We start from the raw sequence: 14,341 nt of genomic DNA on the forward strand, positions 1-14,341 counted from the left end.
GGGCAGATATCTGTGCAGGTCAGACGTGATAAATGTCGACGACGTGGTGTATGTAGTCGTTCTTCAGGACGACCTTCTTGCGGGTGATGAGCGGCTGCGGGCCGGATACGTCGAGGCGGTAGAAGGAAGTGCCGAAGTACGTGTCGACGCTCTGGTAGCGGTAGTAGAGCGTGAACCAGTTGAAGCGGACGTCGATCGTGTCGTCGTCGGCCCCGACGAGCTCCACGTTGGTGATGTTGTGGCTTGTACGCGGCTCGGGCAGACTCGTCGCGCTGGAACGATCGGTGCGGATGCGGAAGACCCGGTCCTCCAGACCGCCCCGGTTCGGGTAGTAGATCAGCGAGATCTCGGCCTGCGGGTCAGCGGTGAGCTTGTCGTCGTCGGCCCAGGCGGGCATCCAGAACTCGACGTCCGGGTGGTAGCACTCCAGCCACTTCTCGAACTCGCGGTCGTCCAGGTGACGGGCCTCGCGGTAGAGGAAGGCGCGGATCTCGGCCAGGCTGATGTGAGTGACGGTCATGGTCACTTGGCGTCCTCCATGGCCGCGCGCAGGGTCTGCTGCCAGTAGCCGTGCTGGATGGGGAAGAGCCCCTCGTCCTCGGTGCGCACACCGCTCGCGATCGGCTCCAGGCCGATCCGGCGAGCCTCCTCGTCGGGCCCGGTGATCTGGTGGACGGCGCCACGGGAGAGGTCGTTCCAGGGGGCTGCATCGGCCTGGTAGGTCTTCTGGCAGGAGCGGAACTCCTCCAAGTCGTCAGGGGTGGCCATGCCGGTAGCGTTGAAGAAGTCCTCGTACTGGCGAATGCGGTTGGCGCGTGCCTCTGCGGACTCGCCCCTGGGGGCGATGCAGTAGATGGTGACCTCTGTCTTGTCCACGGAGATCGGCCGGAAGTGCCGGATCTGGGAACTGAACTGGTCCATCAGGTAGACGTTCGGGTACAGGCAGAGATTACGGGAGACGCCGATCATCCAGTCGGCCTTCTCCTCACCGAAGGAGGCGACCAGTTCGTCGCGCTTCTCGGCGAGGGGCCGGTTCGCGGGGTCCAGCCACTTCGTCCACAGCAGCAGGTGGCCGTTATCGAAGGAGTAGAAGCCCCCCTGCTGCTTGGACCAGCCGCCGGCGTCCATCGTCTTGGTGTCGTTGGCGGACTCACCACTGGTGCGCCGAGCCTGCGTCGCCGCGTAGTTCCAGTGAGTGGCGGAGACGTGATAGCCATCGGCGCCGTTCTCCGTCTGCAGCTTCCAGTTGCCGTCGTAGTGGTACGTGGAGGCGCCGCGCAGTACCTCCAGGCCCTCCGGTGACTGGTCGACGATCATGTCGATGATCCTGGCGGCCTCCCCGAGGTGGTCCTCCAGGGGCTTCACGTCCGCGTTGAGGCTGGCGAACAGGAAGCCGCGGTAGTTCTCGAACCGGGCGACCTTGGTCAGGTCGTGGGAGCCGTCGGTATTGAACTGCTCCGGATATCCGGCGTCGCGAGGGTCCTTGACCTTTAGCAGTCGGCCGTCGTTGCGGAACGTCCAGCCGTGGAAGGGGCAGGTGAAGGTGGTGCGGTTGTCGGTCTTGCGGCGGCAGAGCATGGCCCCGCGGTGGCTGCAGGCATTCAGCAGGCAGTGCAGTTCGCCCTGCTTGTCGCGCGAGATGACGACCGGTTGGCGGCCGACGTACGTCGTGAAGTAGTCGCCCGTTTCCGGGATCTGACTGTCGTGGGCCAGGTAGACCCAGTTGCCCTCGAAGATGTGCTTCATCTCCAGCTCGAAGATCTCTTCGTCGGTGAAGATGTCGCGGCGCACCCGGTGGACGCCGCGCTCGGCGTCGTCCACCAGTACTTCGTCGACGATGGCCCTTGCACGGCTGTGGGCTGCGGCCATGGTCACTCCCTCTGGCTCGAGTTGGTGGCTGCACCGGCGGGGGCTGCGATCGCTCGCCCGCCGCGCCGGTCCGGCTCGTGGCAGCACGGCCGGTCTCCCCGCACCTTGGCAGCAGTGCGCGGCGATGGGTCCTAGGTATTTCCCCAGTGCCACCCCAGGGGGCTATTGGTACCGCACGCATATCAATACGCTGCGAACCGGTATTTGTGCCGTACGGAAGGCGATGCCTACTCTCAGCCATCCACCGTCGGCAGCCGACGGGCCGCAGCGCCTCCTCCTGCCGTCGCTCTGCTTCAAGGCGCGCGAAGTCCCGTACGGCCAGCCCACTCAGGTCTGAGCCCGGCCTTCCCCACGAGCCGGCCCCGCACTCGCACCCCTGTAAGGAGAACCCGCCCATGACGACCGCCCGCGTCGAGAAGGCCACCGCCGCCGGTTCCGGCAACGCCGCGACCGCCACCTTCCGGGAGAAGCAGCGCAGTGACGCTTCCGCGGTCGCCGACACCAAGCGCGTCGACACGCTGGTCACCGAACTTCTCACCGCCGCCCACGACATCATCCGCCGTCACCAGCTCACCTACGCCGAGTACGACGCACTCAAGGCGTGGCTGATCCAGGTCGGCGAGGACGCCGAGTGGCCGCTCTTCCTGGACGTCTGGCTGGAGCACGTCGTTGAGGAGGTCGCCACCGCCGACCGCGAGGGCAGCAAGGGCACCATCGAGGGCCCGTACTACGCCCCTGGGGCTCCCGAGCTCCCCGCCGACGCCACCCTCCCGATGCGTGACGACGAGCCCGGCACTCCGTTGCTCTTCCAGGGCCAGGTCACCGCCGTCGGCGGGGCTGTGCTGGCCGGCGCGACGGTCGAGATCTGGCACGCGGACGACGACGGCCTCTACTCCCGCTTCGCGCCCGACCTGCCTGAGTGGAACCTCCGCGCCTCCGTCACCGCCGACGACGAGGGCAGCTTCCGCATCAATACCATGCAGCCTGCCCCGTACCAGATCCCCACCGACGGCTCCTGCGGCAAGCTCATCGCCGCCGCCGGCTGGCATGCCTGGCGCCCCGCCCATCTGCACCTGAAGGTCTCTGCCTCGGGCCACCAACTGATCACCGCTCAGCTGTACTTCCGCGGTGACGAGCACGTCGCCGACGACATCGCCTCGGCGGTCAAGCCCGAGCTGATCCTCGACCCGGTGCCCGCGGCGGACGGCATGGGCGACGTCGTGACCCACGACTTCGTCCTTGACCCCGCCACCCAGGGGGCCTGACCGGCACGCTCTTCACCGTGACCAAGAACGTCCGCATCCCGGATTCCCTGGCCGCGGAGGGTCCGCGCCGACCTCGTCGCCCACGAGGGGGCTTGCTGTCTCCGCTCGCTCAGCATCCTTCGTATCTGGCGGTGGACGGAAGCTGAGCGAGTCGCCGACGGGGAAATTCACCGTCGGCGACTACCAGATGCCGGCCCGAGCCGGACGAGCGCGTCGCGACCCGTGCCGGTGGTGACGGTGAACCGGCCGTCGCCCTCGTCGAGCCCGCTGGACTCCTCCCCCCAGCACATAGATCGGCCGATACGAGGCCGCCTGCTCATCGAGGGCCGCGATCAGCGCCCGCCCGGTGACGGCTGGGAAGCCCGCGACATCGAAGATGGTCTTCTCCGGGTAGAGCGCGCTGACCTGGCCGCCGGCCTGGTCAAGGGAGTCGATCAGGCTGGTGCACAGGCCGCGCACGCCCGCGTAGTAGGCCCCGAACAGGCCAGGCCGACGGGATCAGCACCGACGATCAGCAGATCGGTGTCCAGTACGGTCATGCTCAGACCCGCCCGCGGTCGAAGTCGCCCTTGCGGCCGGTTCCGTAGCGGCGCAGAGCGCCATCCGGGCCGGAGGCATTGGGGCGGATGAAGATCCAGTTCTGCCAGGCGGTGAGCCTCCCGAAGATCTTGGACTCCGTCGTCTCGGGGCCCGCGAAACGGTGGTTGGCCTCCATCCCGGTGAGAGCGTCGGGCGAGAGGGAGGCGCGCTCCTCGCGGGCAAGGCGGAGTTCGTCCTCGAAGTCGATGTCGTCCAACGCCTCGGTGACCAGGCCGAGTTCCTCTGCGGCTGCTGCGTCCAGCGGTTCGCCGAGGCGGGCGCGGACGGCGTCCACAGCAGGTTCATCACCCCAGAAGCGGGAGCGCAGGCGGCTGATGCCGTTGCCCATAGGGAAGTCGCCGTCGTTCGAGGCGGTGAACAGCAGCTCGGCGGGGGCCGCGTCGGGCCGGTCCTCGTACGTACCCTCCAGCATGTACTGGCGGTCGCAGACGAGGGCGAGTTCGACGAGCAGGCCGGTGAAGGCAGTGCCGGGGTCGATGACGGCGATGAGGCTGCGGCTGGTTACGTCGAAACGCTTGAGCGTGCGCTTGTAGTAGTGGCGGACCTCGTTCACGAACCAGTCGTCGGCGAGTTCGCGCAGCTGGGTGTCGTAGGCGAGGGCCTTGTCCGCGGAGCCTTCCGAACGGATCGTCCAGATCCCCAACTCCGGTTCAGTGGTGCGCAGGTGGAGGATCAGGTCGTCAAGGGCACGGGTAACTGCGAGCGGCCAGTAGTCGACACCCAGCAGGACGGGGTCGGCGGGCGGAGTGTCGTCGGGCCCCCATGCACGGTGAGGTGGACGGTGCAGCGTCCTCGATCGAGGCGGGCGTCGAGGTACGGGTAGGTGATCGTGTCACCGCTGGTCTGCCGCTGGAGCGGAGTGAGGATGACCCCCTTCGCATCGTCGGCCGCCCGCGAGGACGCGGCGACAGCAGCGGTCGCCCGCCGGGTGACCTCCTCCCACCTCCCTCCTGTTCACCGGCAGCTACCCGGCGCCGAGCTGGCTCCCGTTCGCGATCGCGGGCATGGCGGTGGCCCGCCTCGATCTCGCCTCCCACCTCGTACGCATACGACTTGGCATCACCGGGGCCGCCCTCGCCGTTGTCGGCCACGGCGGTTCGTGGCTGGCCCTGCACGCCATCCCGGGCGTCGCCTCGGCGCTCGGCGACTCGGGATGGGGCGGCGGTTCGGTGATGTCCGCCTGGTGGTCCGATGTCGCCGGGTACCCGTCCGGGGACACCGCGGCCTGGCTCCTGGCTGCGTCGCCGCACAGCGAGACGACGCTGTCCATCGTCGGCAACACCGGCGTGGCGCTCCTCGTCCTGATCGGGTGCCTCGCGGCCACGGACGCATGGCTCGGCTTCCGACGCGTGACCAAGCCGGTGATCGTTGTCGGAACTATGTCATTGACCGCCTACGTCTTCCACATCGTGGGCATCAGCCTCCTCGGCATCGAGGAGCTGCCGGGCTCGCCGCTGCACGTCCTGATCGGATTCATCATGTCCGTGACGGTGTTCGCGACGCTCTGGTCGCACTTCTTCCGGCGGGGCCCGCTGGAGTGGTGCCTCGCTCGGATCACCAAGATCGCCGAGCTCGTGCGATGACGTAGGGAACGAAGGTCCCAAGAGGCCCCCGCCGGTCGGCGGATTCAACTGGTGGTCGCAACACTGTCCTTCTGGGCCGAGTGTAGGCGTTCGTTGAGTGCCTCGGCCGGGGTCTTCCAGCCGAGGCACTCAAGCGGGCGGCGCCGGCTGGGGCCGTCGGATCGGAGCGCTCGATGACAGCGCGCCGAACTCGAATGGTTCGGCGTGGGGTCGCCTGGTCCGATTCGCCTTTGGTCTCAGGTGATCTGGTACGACGCGGGGGAAGCGGTCATGTCCACAAGGGGGATCAGCACACGATGGAGCGCGCGATGCCGAATCCCACGTCGTCACCATGGGCTGAGCCGACCCAGGAACACCCCCTGAGCCCTGCGGGCATTGCGCCGGAAGCTGTCTCTGTTTATATCGCCTTGTATCGAGTATTTGACACAAGATCCCGACCAGATCATCTTGTACCCACCACTTGATACCAGATATCCGGGGGGATCTCCATATGCTCGATGGGGGCGCCCCGCCAGGTTCAGCCGACGTTCATGGTCAGCTCCAGCCGACCGTCAACGTAGCCTCGGCGGTGCTTATGAGGTGGACCCGAAGCCGACCACTTACTCGCCTACACCGGCATCGCCTGCACCCTCATCTGCTACCGCAGGCTGACGACGTAGCGGCTGATCGTCGACCAGCTCGGCGAGGTCCGCACGTACCGCTCTGGCCACCCCGGCAGGGCCCGGTCAGGCTCGAATTTCGGATGAGGCCATCTCGTTCCCTCTCGGATCAGTTCCGATGCACCTCGACTTCCCCTTCCATCAAGCACTCCTCATGGCGCAGGGGGGACATCGGTGACGCGTCGGGTAACGGCAGCGGCACACGCCCGCAGGTGCTCTCCCCACTCGGGCAAAACTGCACCATCCACTCTGCCCGTTGGCCAAGACAGGGTGATGGCTCCGAGGATGCCGCCCAAGCGGCCGTGGACGGGAGCCGCGAGCGAGGTGAGTCCGGGAATTCGGGTGCTGTCGGAGTGGGCGTAACCGCGATCGAGGGTCTCTCGTGCGAGCTCGACGAGATCGACGGCGGGAAGCGCGCGCAGGTGATCGGGGAGGCCGCTGAGGTAACTGAGCACCGCGCTGTGGCCGTAGCGTTCGAGCATAGCGGCGAGGAAGACCCGGCTGGTCGCGCCACGACCGACGACGATCGGCCGGTAGAGCACCTCCATGTACCGGATCTCGTGCTTGCCCGGCAGGGTCTCGATACACATGAACTCGGAGGAGTTCACGGGCACGTAGAGACCCACCGTCTCGCCGCCGCACTGATCCTGCACCATCAGCATCGGCCCGGCCGCCGCCAGTCGGATGTGGCCGTGCGGATCCGCGCGGCCGGCCAGCTCGTGAGCGAGGAAGCCAAGCCCGTACTTGCCAGTCGCCGGACTCCGCGAGACGGCACCGCCCTTCTCCAAGGCGCGCAGCAGGCGGTACACGGCGGTGCTGCTCAACCCCGCCTGCGCGGCGAGTTCGGCGACCGCGAGCGGTTGTCGGGCCCGCCCGAGAGCCACCAGCAGACCGAGAGCCTTCTCGACGGACTGGACTGAGTTGCGGTCACGTGACTCACTCATACGCGCGAGGGTTCCGCAGAGCGGATGATCTAGTCAACAGACTGCCTCTCCTCGTCCGGTCCCTGTGCGCCGGCCGCGTCCCAGTGAACCGGTCACGTTCAGAAGACACAGATCGGATTGACGGCCGCGCCGGTCGCCCGTGGCAGGCGGATCGGCGCGACCGTCAGGAGAAACTCCCACCGCCGATGGCGTTCACACGCCGCTGCCAGTCCCTCGACCTCCGGCCAGTCCAACAGGATCAGCCCCATCGTGGGCATGCCGATGTGGTGCAGCGGCATGCGGATCACCTCGCTCGGATACGGCATGAACTCGACGCAGTCACCGCCGTAGACCGCAACCTGCCGCTCGTGCAGCCACTCCACGCAGTGCGCGCCGAGACCGGATCGGTTGTCCGGTGACTGCGGTCCGTGAACGGCTTCCCAGCAACTCAAGCCCATGCGGACGAACAGCGCGTCCCCGCTCCCCACGCGTACCCCGCCCTCCCGCTCCGCCGCTTCGAGGTCGTCGACGGTGATGAGGTGGTCGGGCTCCAGGTAGTCGACGCCCCGCGCCCGCGCGACATCGAGGAGCACGCCCCGGGTGAAGATCCCGTCGCGCATCGCATGGACCGATCCAAAGGCCAGGCCGTCGTATCGGTGGACGTCTTCGACGCTGCGGCCGTTGTAAAGCGCGCCGTTCCAGGTGGAGTGACAGATCGCGTCGAGGTGTGTCACAGAGAAGCCGTGCGGGGCGATTCCGACGTAGTCCTCGGCGGCTGCCGGACCGGTCTTGACGAACAGCATCCGGTGGTCGATGGCCTCATGTGTCACCGGGTCCGGGGCGGTGGTGAGGTCGCGGGCGATGGAGAGGCTCTCGCCCGACCGGACGAGGGCGGCAGCCGCACGCCGCTTCTGCGGCGTGATGTAGTTCAGCGTTCCCAGCTCGTCATCCTCCCCCCAACGTCCTTGATTGCAGACGCGCTTGGCGAGCGCGAGCAGTTCCTCGTCGGTCATCTCCTGAGGTCGCAATGTCACTCTGCCTCTCTGTGCGTCTGCTGTAGCCGCTGCACTGTCCCGTGCGCGGCGAGGGCTTCCATCTGTGCCCGCTCGTCCCGTCCCACCGTCTGAAGCAGCAGCTCCTGCGCTCCGAACGTACGCATCTCGACGAGTCGTCGTTCCACCTCGGCCGCATCGCCCGTGATCACCACGTCGTCCGGCGGTGCGCCGGTCCCCGCGGTCGAGCGGAACCATGCCTCGATGTCCGCGGGCCGCTGATCGACCGCGATGTAGCACCGCTTCGCGATCGTGAAATTGTCGGCGGTCCGGCCGTGCTCCCGGAGCGCACTGCGCACCGTGGCGAGTTGCCCGGTGAAGTGACTGCCGTTCGCGCGACCCGAGGAGATCCAGCCGTCCGCGATCCGCGCGGCACGGCGCAGGGCTCCCGGAACACCGGCGCCGACCCACACTCGCAGCGGTCCCCGTGCGGGGAAACCTGCCGGGCCGGACCACGACTGCCGCAGCTCCGCAATGGATTCCTCGAACCGCCGCCCACGTGAGACGGCTCCATGACTGTCGGCGGGCGCGTCGGAGCCGAGCCCGAGTCCCAGCGTCACCCGCCCCTCGCTGAGCCAGTCGATCGAGCCGAGGCACCGTGCCAGCATCTGCGGCTCGTAGCGGGTCGATACGAGGACCGAAGCGCCAAGGCTCAGACGGGTCGTGTGCGCTGCGGCCACCGCGAGCACCGACAGCGGGTCCAATGCGGCTGCCTGGTCGAGCGGGCCGTCAGCAACCCACGCGGAGTCGTACCCCGCTGCCTCGGCGCTCGCCAGGAATGCGGTCAATTCGTGTCTGTTCGTCGGTTGGCCGTCGTATGTCTGAGGGATCCCTATGCCGATCACGGCAGGAGCCTACGGACTCCCTCAGTAGCAGGACAGTCGTTCTCCGCATTGCGGAGACCCGTTCCCTTCCTCTTGTGGGCGCGGACATCCATCAGTCACCTTGCGGCATGCCCTGGATTTCGCGGCCGGCAATGCGTACCGCGTGAGTCCTGGAGTGCATGGGCTCCGCATAGCGCGTACGGCGTCGGAGGAGCCGAATCCCGGGACGTCGAATCCTGGGGCATCGATGCGAGAGGCTGAGGATGGCAAGCAGGCGAAGAATTCTGCCAGTTGGCTGTATGGCCGCGGCGTTCACGCTGGCAGTCAGTGGCTGCGGCGGGCCGGGCGGCGTCGATCGTCGAGGCCCGGCCGAACTGATCACGGCCATGCCACCGGCGAAGCACTCGGTCGACCTGGTCAAGTGGGCACTGCCCTTCGGCGAGCCGCTCTCCCTGGACCCGGCCCACGCGTTCGGCGAGTCCGAGGAGACCGTTCTGGCCAACCTGTGCGAGAGCGTGCTGCGCATGGGGCCGGACAACACCGTCCGCGCCGGCCTCGCCACCAGGGCCGACTGGCGGGACGACACCACGTTCGTCATCGACGTCCGCCCCGGTGTGACCTTCTGGGACGGCACCCCGATGACCGCCGACGACGTGGCCTACTCCCTCCGTCGCAACATCGATCCGAAGGTGCAGAGTTCGTACGCGGGTGCCTACCGGATGGTCTCGGGAATCCGGAAGACCGGACCGATGCAGGTGACCGTCACGTTCAAGCAGCACGACGCGCAGTTCCGCAACGCGATCGCCTCCTACAGCGGCACGGTGATGGAGCGACGCTTCGCGGCGAAGGCCGGCAAGGGCCTGGGGACACCGGCGGGCGGGCTAATGTGCACCGGCCCGTACAAGCTGGGGAAGTGGTCCCCCGGTGACAAGATCAGCATCGCGCGCAACGGCCGGTACTGGGACGGCGCACCGAAGGTCGAGAACCTCGACTTCCAGTTCATCACGGACAGTTCGACGCTCACGAGCGCCTTGCTCGCGGGCGAGGTCGACGGCACGTTCAACGCCCCCGTGGAGAGCGTGAACGCCTTCCGGAACTCCGACCAGGGCGACCTGGTGACGGGCCCGTCCAGCAGCTTCGTCGGGTTCTTCCCGACCACGGCCAAGGGGCCCGCCGCCGATCCCCTGGTCCGGCAGGCGCTCAACCTCTCCCTGGACAAGCAGGCGTTCATCGACAACGTCCTGATGGGATACGGGACGCCACTCAAGACGATGACGCCGCCCATCGTCTGGGAGGGCATCCCCGGCCACGCCGTCTACCGGGCCGCGTACGACCGGCTGCCGGACAACCGGCCCGACCTGGGCAAGGCCAAGGCGCTCATCGCCGAGGCGAAGTTGAAGCCCGGGCAGAAGCGTCTCGTCTTCGCCATGAAGGGCGGCGACACGCTCGCCCTCCAGGCGGCGACGCTGATCCAGGCGGCAGCCCGCGCCCTCGGCTTCGACGCGACGATCCACACCCTCCAGCCCACCGACTTCGACGCGTTCTTCTTCGACGCGAGCAAGCGGGCGACCGTCGACTTCGTCGTGTCACCGGGATGGATCGAGGTGCCCGGCGCCCTCTACTACGCACCGGAGTACGCCCTCGCGGACGGTGTCTTCAACTACTCCCGCTACCACGACCCCGAGGTGACGAAGCTGCTGCACCAAGCCCGTACGTCGACCGATCCGAACGAGACGGCCCGCCTCTTCACCCAGGCGCAGGCGAAGTTCACCCCGGCCAACCTGTTCGTCCCGCTGGCCAACAGCTATATGCGCGTGTTCCTGAACCGGAAGCTCACCGGGGTCACGACGTCGTCCGCGTATCTCACGTCCCCGTGGGCAGCCCGACTGGGCGGGAAGTAGGCGGCCATGACCCTCGTACTCTTCATCGGCCGGCGTCTCGCCGGCGTCCTGACGACCTTGCTGGTCACCAGCATCCTCATCTATGCCGCGCTGGCCCTCGCCCCGGGGGACCCGGCCGCCGCGCTGGCCGGCGGCACGGTCCCCGACCCGGCCCGGCTCGCGGCGATCCGCGCCGAGTACCACCTGGACGACCCCTTCTGGACGCAGTACTGGCACTGGCTGTCCGGCCTGCTCCACGGCGATCTCGGCACGTCCCTCGTCTACCGCAGCGATGTGGCCGACCTGCTGGCCGGCCGCACCGTCAACACCCTCTTCCTCGTCGTCTACGCGGGTGTGCTGATCGTGGTTCTCGGGATCGGACTGGGCGTCCTGGCCGGGCTGCGCGGCGGACGCACCGGCACGGGCGTCACGATCGCCACCACCGTGGCGATGGGCGTACCGACGTTCGCCCTGGCCATCGTGCTGATCTGGGTCTTCGCGACGCAGCTGTCGTGGCTGCCGATCTACGGCTCCGGGGACACGTTCCCCGACAAGCTGCGGCATCTCACGCTCCCCGCGATCGCGCTCAGCTTCAGCTACCTCGCGTACGTCGCCCGCATCACGCGCCAGGCGGTCGCCGGTGAGCTGCGCTCCGAACACGTCGACACCGCCCTGAGCCGCGGTCTGCCCCGCCGTGTGGTCGTCCGCCACCATGTGCTGCGCAACGCCATGGGCCCCATCCTCACCGTCTCGGGCACGGTGGTCGCCAGCCTGGTGGCCGGAACGGCCGTCGCCGAGGCCGCGTTCGGGGTCAACGGTCTCGGTTCCCTGCTGATCCAGAGCGCGCAGCGGCAGGACCTCGCGGTGGTGCAGATCCTGTCCATGCTCATGGTCGGGGTGTTCGTCGTGGTCAACACCTGTGTCGACCTCGCCAATGTCGCGCTTGACCCCCGGATCGCCAGAGGAGACCGAAGCGGATGAGTACCGCGCAACTGATGATGCGGCCGGGCCGCAATGTGATCGCTCGCCGGATGTCCGCCATCGGGCCGCTGACCGGCACTGCCGCGGTCGTGTGCCTGCTGCTGGTCCTCGTGGCCGTGATCGGCCCCTGGATCGCCCCGTACGACGCGACAGCGCTCGACCCCCTCGCCGTCCTCGCTCCTCCCTCCCCCGAACACTGGCTCGGCACCGACAACCTGGGGCGCGACCTGCTGTCCCGGCTGCTCATCGGGGCCCGCCCCAGCCTGGCCGGTCCGGCCCTCGTGCTCGTCCTCTCGGCCGTCGTCAGCACCGCGCTGGCGATCCTCGGCGCCTGGTACGGCGGCTGGGTCGACGCGGTGATCTCCCGTGCGGTGGAGATCACGTTCGCCTTCCCCGGCCTCATCCTGGCCGTGGTCGCGGCGGCCGTCTTCGGTTCGGGATTCCTGGCGCCGGTCCTCGCGCTGTCGATCGCCTACGTCCCACTGCTCACCCGGGTCCTGCGGTCCGCCGCCCTCAAGGAGCGCAGCCTGCCCTACATCGAGGCCCTCCGGATCCAGGGCTCCTCGGGATGGACGGTCTGTCTGCGCCACCTGCTGCCGAACCTGCTGCCGCTGATCGTCGTCCAGTGCGCGGTCGGATTCGGCTACGCCATGCTCGATCTGGCGGCGATCTCCTACCTCGGCCTGGGCATTCAGCCGCCGGCGCCGGACTGGGGCGTCATGGTCGCGAACGGCCAGCCGTCGATCGTCGGCGGGAACCCGGAACAGTCCGTGTACGCGGCGGCCGTGGTCGTCGCGGCCGTGGTCGCTTTCAACCTCGTCGGCGAGCGGCTCGCCCGGCTCTTCGACATCGAGGCCCACTCATGACCGACACCGCCCTGCTGACCATCGAGAACCTACGGCTCCACCTGCCCGTCGACGGGCGGCTCAGGACCGTGCTGCACGGCGTCGAGCTGGAGGTCCGGTCCGGCGAGGCGGTCGGCCTCGTCGGGGAGTCCGGTTCGGGCAAGTCGCTGACGGCACGCGCGGCCATGCGCCTGCTGCCGCACAAAGCGCGCGTGGACGGGGACATCCGCATCGGCGGCCACCATGTTCCCGGGCTCGACGACACCGGGCTGCGGCGCCTGCGCGCACACGATGTGGCCATGGTCTTCCAGGATCCCCGCGCGCACATCAACCCGGTGCACACGATCGGCGACTTCCTCACCGAGGGCCTGCGACGGACCCGGGGCGTGAAACGGGGCGACGCCGAGCACACCGTCGCCGCCACGCTGCGCGAGGTCGGCATCGAGGACGCCGAGAGGCGGATGCGGCAGCGGCCGTGGCAGCTCTCCGGCGGGTTGCTGCAACGCGTCATGATCGCCGCCGCGCTGGTCGCCGGGCCCCGTCTGATCCTCGCCGACGAACCGACCACCGCGCTCGACGTGACCACCCAGGAGGAGGTGATGGCGATCCTCGGCGAACAGCGCCGAGCACGCGACCTGGGACTGCTCTTCATCACGCACGACCTGGAACTCGCCGCCGCCACCTGCGACCGGATCGCCGTGATGTACGCGGGCCGGATCGTCGAGCATCTGCCTGCGGCGCGGCTGCGGGACGCGGCGGCACACCCGTACACCCAGGCGCTGCTCGCGGCGAGGCCGAGCCTCGGCGAGCGCAGGACGCGGCTCGCCGCGATCCCGGGGCGTCCGCTCTCCGGTTTCGAAGCGGGCGAAGGCTGCCCGTTCGCGGCGCGCTGCCCGCGCGTCGAGGAGCGCTGCCGCGGCGAACGCCCGGCGCTGCGCGCCGTCGGCGGATCCATGGCCGCCTGCCACTTCGCTAAGGAGCCCGAGAATGCCTGAGCCCGAGAAAGTTCTCGACGTGCGCGGGCTCGCCAAGAACTTCCGGGTCCGCCGCGCGGGTGCTCCCGGTCACGAGAGCGTCCTCGCGGTCGACGACGTGTCGTTCTCGGTGCCCGCCGCCGGTTCCCTCGCGCTCGTCGGCGAGTCCGGGTCGGGCAAGTCCACCTGCGCCCGGATGGTCGTCGGCCTGGAGCGGCCCTCGGCGGGCGAGATCGTGGTCGACGGACAGACCTGGCCGGTCGGCCGGCTGCGCCGCCGCGAACGCCTGCGCCGTGGCGGCTTCGTCCAGTTGGTCTTCCAGGACCCGTACCAGTCACTCGACCGACGCCAACGGGTACGGGACGCCATCGAGGAGTCGCTGCGGCTGCATGCGGGCTCGCTCGACGCGACCGCGCGGCGCGGCAGGGTCGACGAACTCCTCGACCTGGTCGGACTCGACTCCCGCCAGGGCGACGCGCTGCCGAAGGCGCTCTCGGGCGGCCAGCGTCAGCGTGTCGCTCTCGCCCGTGCGCTCGCCGTCGAGCCCCGGCTGCTGATCCTCGACGAGGCGGTCGCCGCGCTCGATGTGTCGATCCAGGCCCAGATCCTCAACCTGCTCGCCGACATCCGCGAACAGACCGGCATCGCCTACCTGTTCATCACCCACGACCTGGCCGTCGTACGCCAGGTCTGCGACGAGGCGGTCGTCCTGCGGCACGGCCGGGTGGTGGAGAGCGGGCCCGTCGAGCGGATCCTGCACGCCCCAGGCGCGGAGTACACCAAGCGCCTGGTCGCCTCCATTCCCCGGGCCGACTGGCATCCGCGGCGCGGAAACCGCGCTGCAGACGCCGCCTGAAACCACCCGAAGCCTCACTCGCGTACGAAA

Annotated in this window: 13 protein-coding genes; 7 read left to right on the plus strand and 6 right to left on the minus strand. The window is 68.6% G+C overall.

Features of this window, described 5'->3' with window-relative positions:
* Positions 1-19: 19 nt before the first annotated feature.
* Positions 20-520, minus strand: coding sequence for a benzoate 1,2-dioxygenase small subunit (gene benB, locus ACFC96_RS13425; protein WP_376612204.1), 501 nt, complete (start codon positions 518-520; stop codon positions 20-22).
* A 2-nt stretch (positions 521-522) separates the two neighbouring features.
* Entirely contained in the window at positions 523-1,869 is a 1,347-nt protein-coding gene (gene benA, locus ACFC96_RS13430) for a benzoate 1,2-dioxygenase large subunit (protein WP_376612206.1), read from the minus strand.
* Between the two features lie 395 nt (positions 1,870-2,264).
* Here benA and catA point away from each other — a divergent pair, with 395 nt between their 5' ends.
* Complete coding sequence (catA, locus tag ACFC96_RS13435) at positions 2,265-3,134, plus strand: catechol 1,2-dioxygenase (protein ID WP_376612208.1); 870 nt, start codon at positions 2,265-2,267, stop codon at positions 3,132-3,134.
* Between the two features lie 541 nt (positions 3,135-3,675).
* Here catA and ACFC96_RS13440 read toward each other — a convergent pair.
* The gene (locus ACFC96_RS13440) at positions 3,676-4,377 is read right to left on the minus strand and encodes a hypothetical protein (protein WP_376612209.1); all 702 of its coding nucleotides are present in this window, start codon (positions 4,375-4,377) and stop codon (positions 3,676-3,678) included.
* Positions 4,378-4,738: 361 nt separating this feature from the next.
* Here ACFC96_RS13440 and ACFC96_RS13445 point away from each other — a divergent pair, with 361 nt between their 5' ends.
* Positions 4,739-5,317, plus strand: coding sequence for a DUF418 domain-containing protein (locus ACFC96_RS13445; protein ID WP_376612210.1), 579 nt, complete (start codon positions 4,739-4,741; stop codon positions 5,315-5,317).
* A gap of 811 nt (positions 5,318-6,128) precedes the next feature.
* Here the strand turns inward: ACFC96_RS13445 and ACFC96_RS13450 are convergent.
* From ACFC96_RS13450 to ACFC96_RS13460, 3 genes are all read right to left on the minus strand, one after another.
* Complete coding sequence (locus tag ACFC96_RS13450; RefSeq protein ID WP_376612212.1) at positions 6,129-6,920, minus strand: IclR family transcriptional regulator; 792 nt, start codon at positions 6,918-6,920, stop codon at positions 6,129-6,131.
* Between the two features lie 98 nt (positions 6,921-7,018).
* On the minus strand, positions 7,019-7,912 hold the full coding sequence (locus ACFC96_RS13455) for a cyclase family protein (protein WP_376612214.1): 894 nt from the start codon (positions 7,910-7,912) through the stop codon (positions 7,019-7,021).
* 17 nt (positions 7,913-7,929) lie between these two features.
* A complete protein-coding gene (locus ACFC96_RS13460; protein WP_376612216.1) occupies positions 7,930-8,796 on the minus strand; it encodes an LLM class flavin-dependent oxidoreductase in 867 nt (288 codons plus the stop codon).
* A gap of 278 nt (positions 8,797-9,074) precedes the next feature.
* On the opposite strand from ACFC96_RS13460, the gene ACFC96_RS13465 reads away from it, so the two are divergent.
* The 5 genes from ACFC96_RS13465 to ACFC96_RS13485 are packed head-to-tail and all read left to right on the plus strand — an operon-like array spanning position 9,075 to position 14,311.
* Positions 9,075-10,676, plus strand: a complete 1,602-nt coding sequence (locus tag ACFC96_RS13465; protein ID WP_376612218.1) for an ABC transporter substrate-binding protein — start codon at positions 9,075-9,077, stop codon at positions 10,674-10,676.
* A 6-nt stretch (positions 10,677-10,682) separates the two neighbouring features.
* Positions 10,683-11,636 (plus strand): ABC transporter permease, encoded by a 954-nt coding sequence (locus tag ACFC96_RS13470; RefSeq protein ID WP_376612220.1) that lies wholly within the window; start codon positions 10,683-10,685, stop codon positions 11,634-11,636.
* On the plus strand, positions 11,633-12,502 hold the full coding sequence (locus ACFC96_RS13475; RefSeq protein ID WP_376612222.1) for an ABC transporter permease: 870 nt from the start codon (positions 11,633-11,635) through the stop codon (positions 12,500-12,502). Before ACFC96_RS13470 ends, ACFC96_RS13475 begins: the two co-directional genes overlap by 4 nt.
* Positions 12,499-13,476, plus strand: coding sequence for an ABC transporter ATP-binding protein (locus ACFC96_RS13480; protein ID WP_376612224.1), 978 nt, complete (start codon positions 12,499-12,501; stop codon positions 13,474-13,476). Before ACFC96_RS13475 ends, ACFC96_RS13480 begins: the two co-directional genes overlap by 4 nt.
* The gene (locus ACFC96_RS13485; RefSeq protein ID WP_376612226.1) at positions 13,469-14,311 is read left to right on the plus strand and encodes an ABC transporter ATP-binding protein; all 843 of its coding nucleotides are present in this window, start codon (positions 13,469-13,471) and stop codon (positions 14,309-14,311) included. Before ACFC96_RS13480 ends, ACFC96_RS13485 begins: the two co-directional genes overlap by 8 nt.
* The last annotated feature ends 30 nt before the right edge of the window (positions 14,312-14,341 follow it).

Source organism: Streptomyces sp. NPDC055955 (assembly GCF_042270245.1).
Lineage (GTDB): Bacteria > Actinomycetota > Actinomycetes > Streptomycetales > Streptomycetaceae > Streptomyces.

Excerpts from the sequence above, each read along its gene's own strand:
- benB (WP_376612204.1), bottom strand. The coding sequence starts at position 520 with ATGACCGTCACTCACATCAGCCTGGCCGAGATCCGCGCCTTCCTCTAC.
- benA (WP_376612206.1), bottom strand. The coding sequence starts at position 1,869 with ATGGCCGCAGCCCACAGCCGTGCAAGGGCCATCGTCGACGAAGTACTG.
- catA (WP_376612208.1), top strand. The coding sequence starts at position 2,265 with ATGACGACCGCCCGCGTCGAGAAGGCCACCGCCGCCGGTTCCGGCAAC.
- ACFC96_RS13445 (WP_376612210.1), top strand. The coding sequence starts at position 4,739 with ATGGCGGTGGCCCGCCTCGATCTCGCCTCCCACCTCGTACGCATACGA.
- ACFC96_RS13450 (WP_376612212.1), bottom strand. The coding sequence starts at position 6,920 with ATGAGTGAGTCACGTGACCGCAACTCAGTCCAGTCCGTCGAGAAGGCT.
- ACFC96_RS13455 (WP_376612214.1), bottom strand. The coding sequence starts at position 7,912 with ATGACCGACGAGGAACTGCTCGCGCTCGCCAAGCGCGTCTGCAATCAA.
- ACFC96_RS13465 (WP_376612218.1), top strand. The coding sequence starts at position 9,075 with ATGGCCGCGGCGTTCACGCTGGCAGTCAGTGGCTGCGGCGGGCCGGGC.
- ACFC96_RS13470 (WP_376612220.1), top strand. The coding sequence starts at position 10,683 with ATGACCCTCGTACTCTTCATCGGCCGGCGTCTCGCCGGCGTCCTGACG.
- ACFC96_RS13475 (WP_376612222.1), top strand. The coding sequence starts at position 11,633 with ATGAGTACCGCGCAACTGATGATGCGGCCGGGCCGCAATGTGATCGCT.
- ACFC96_RS13480 (WP_376612224.1), top strand. The coding sequence starts at position 12,499 with ATGACCGACACCGCCCTGCTGACCATCGAGAACCTACGGCTCCACCTG.
- ACFC96_RS13485 (WP_376612226.1), top strand. The coding sequence starts at position 13,469 with ATGCCTGAGCCCGAGAAAGTTCTCGACGTGCGCGGGCTCGCCAAGAAC.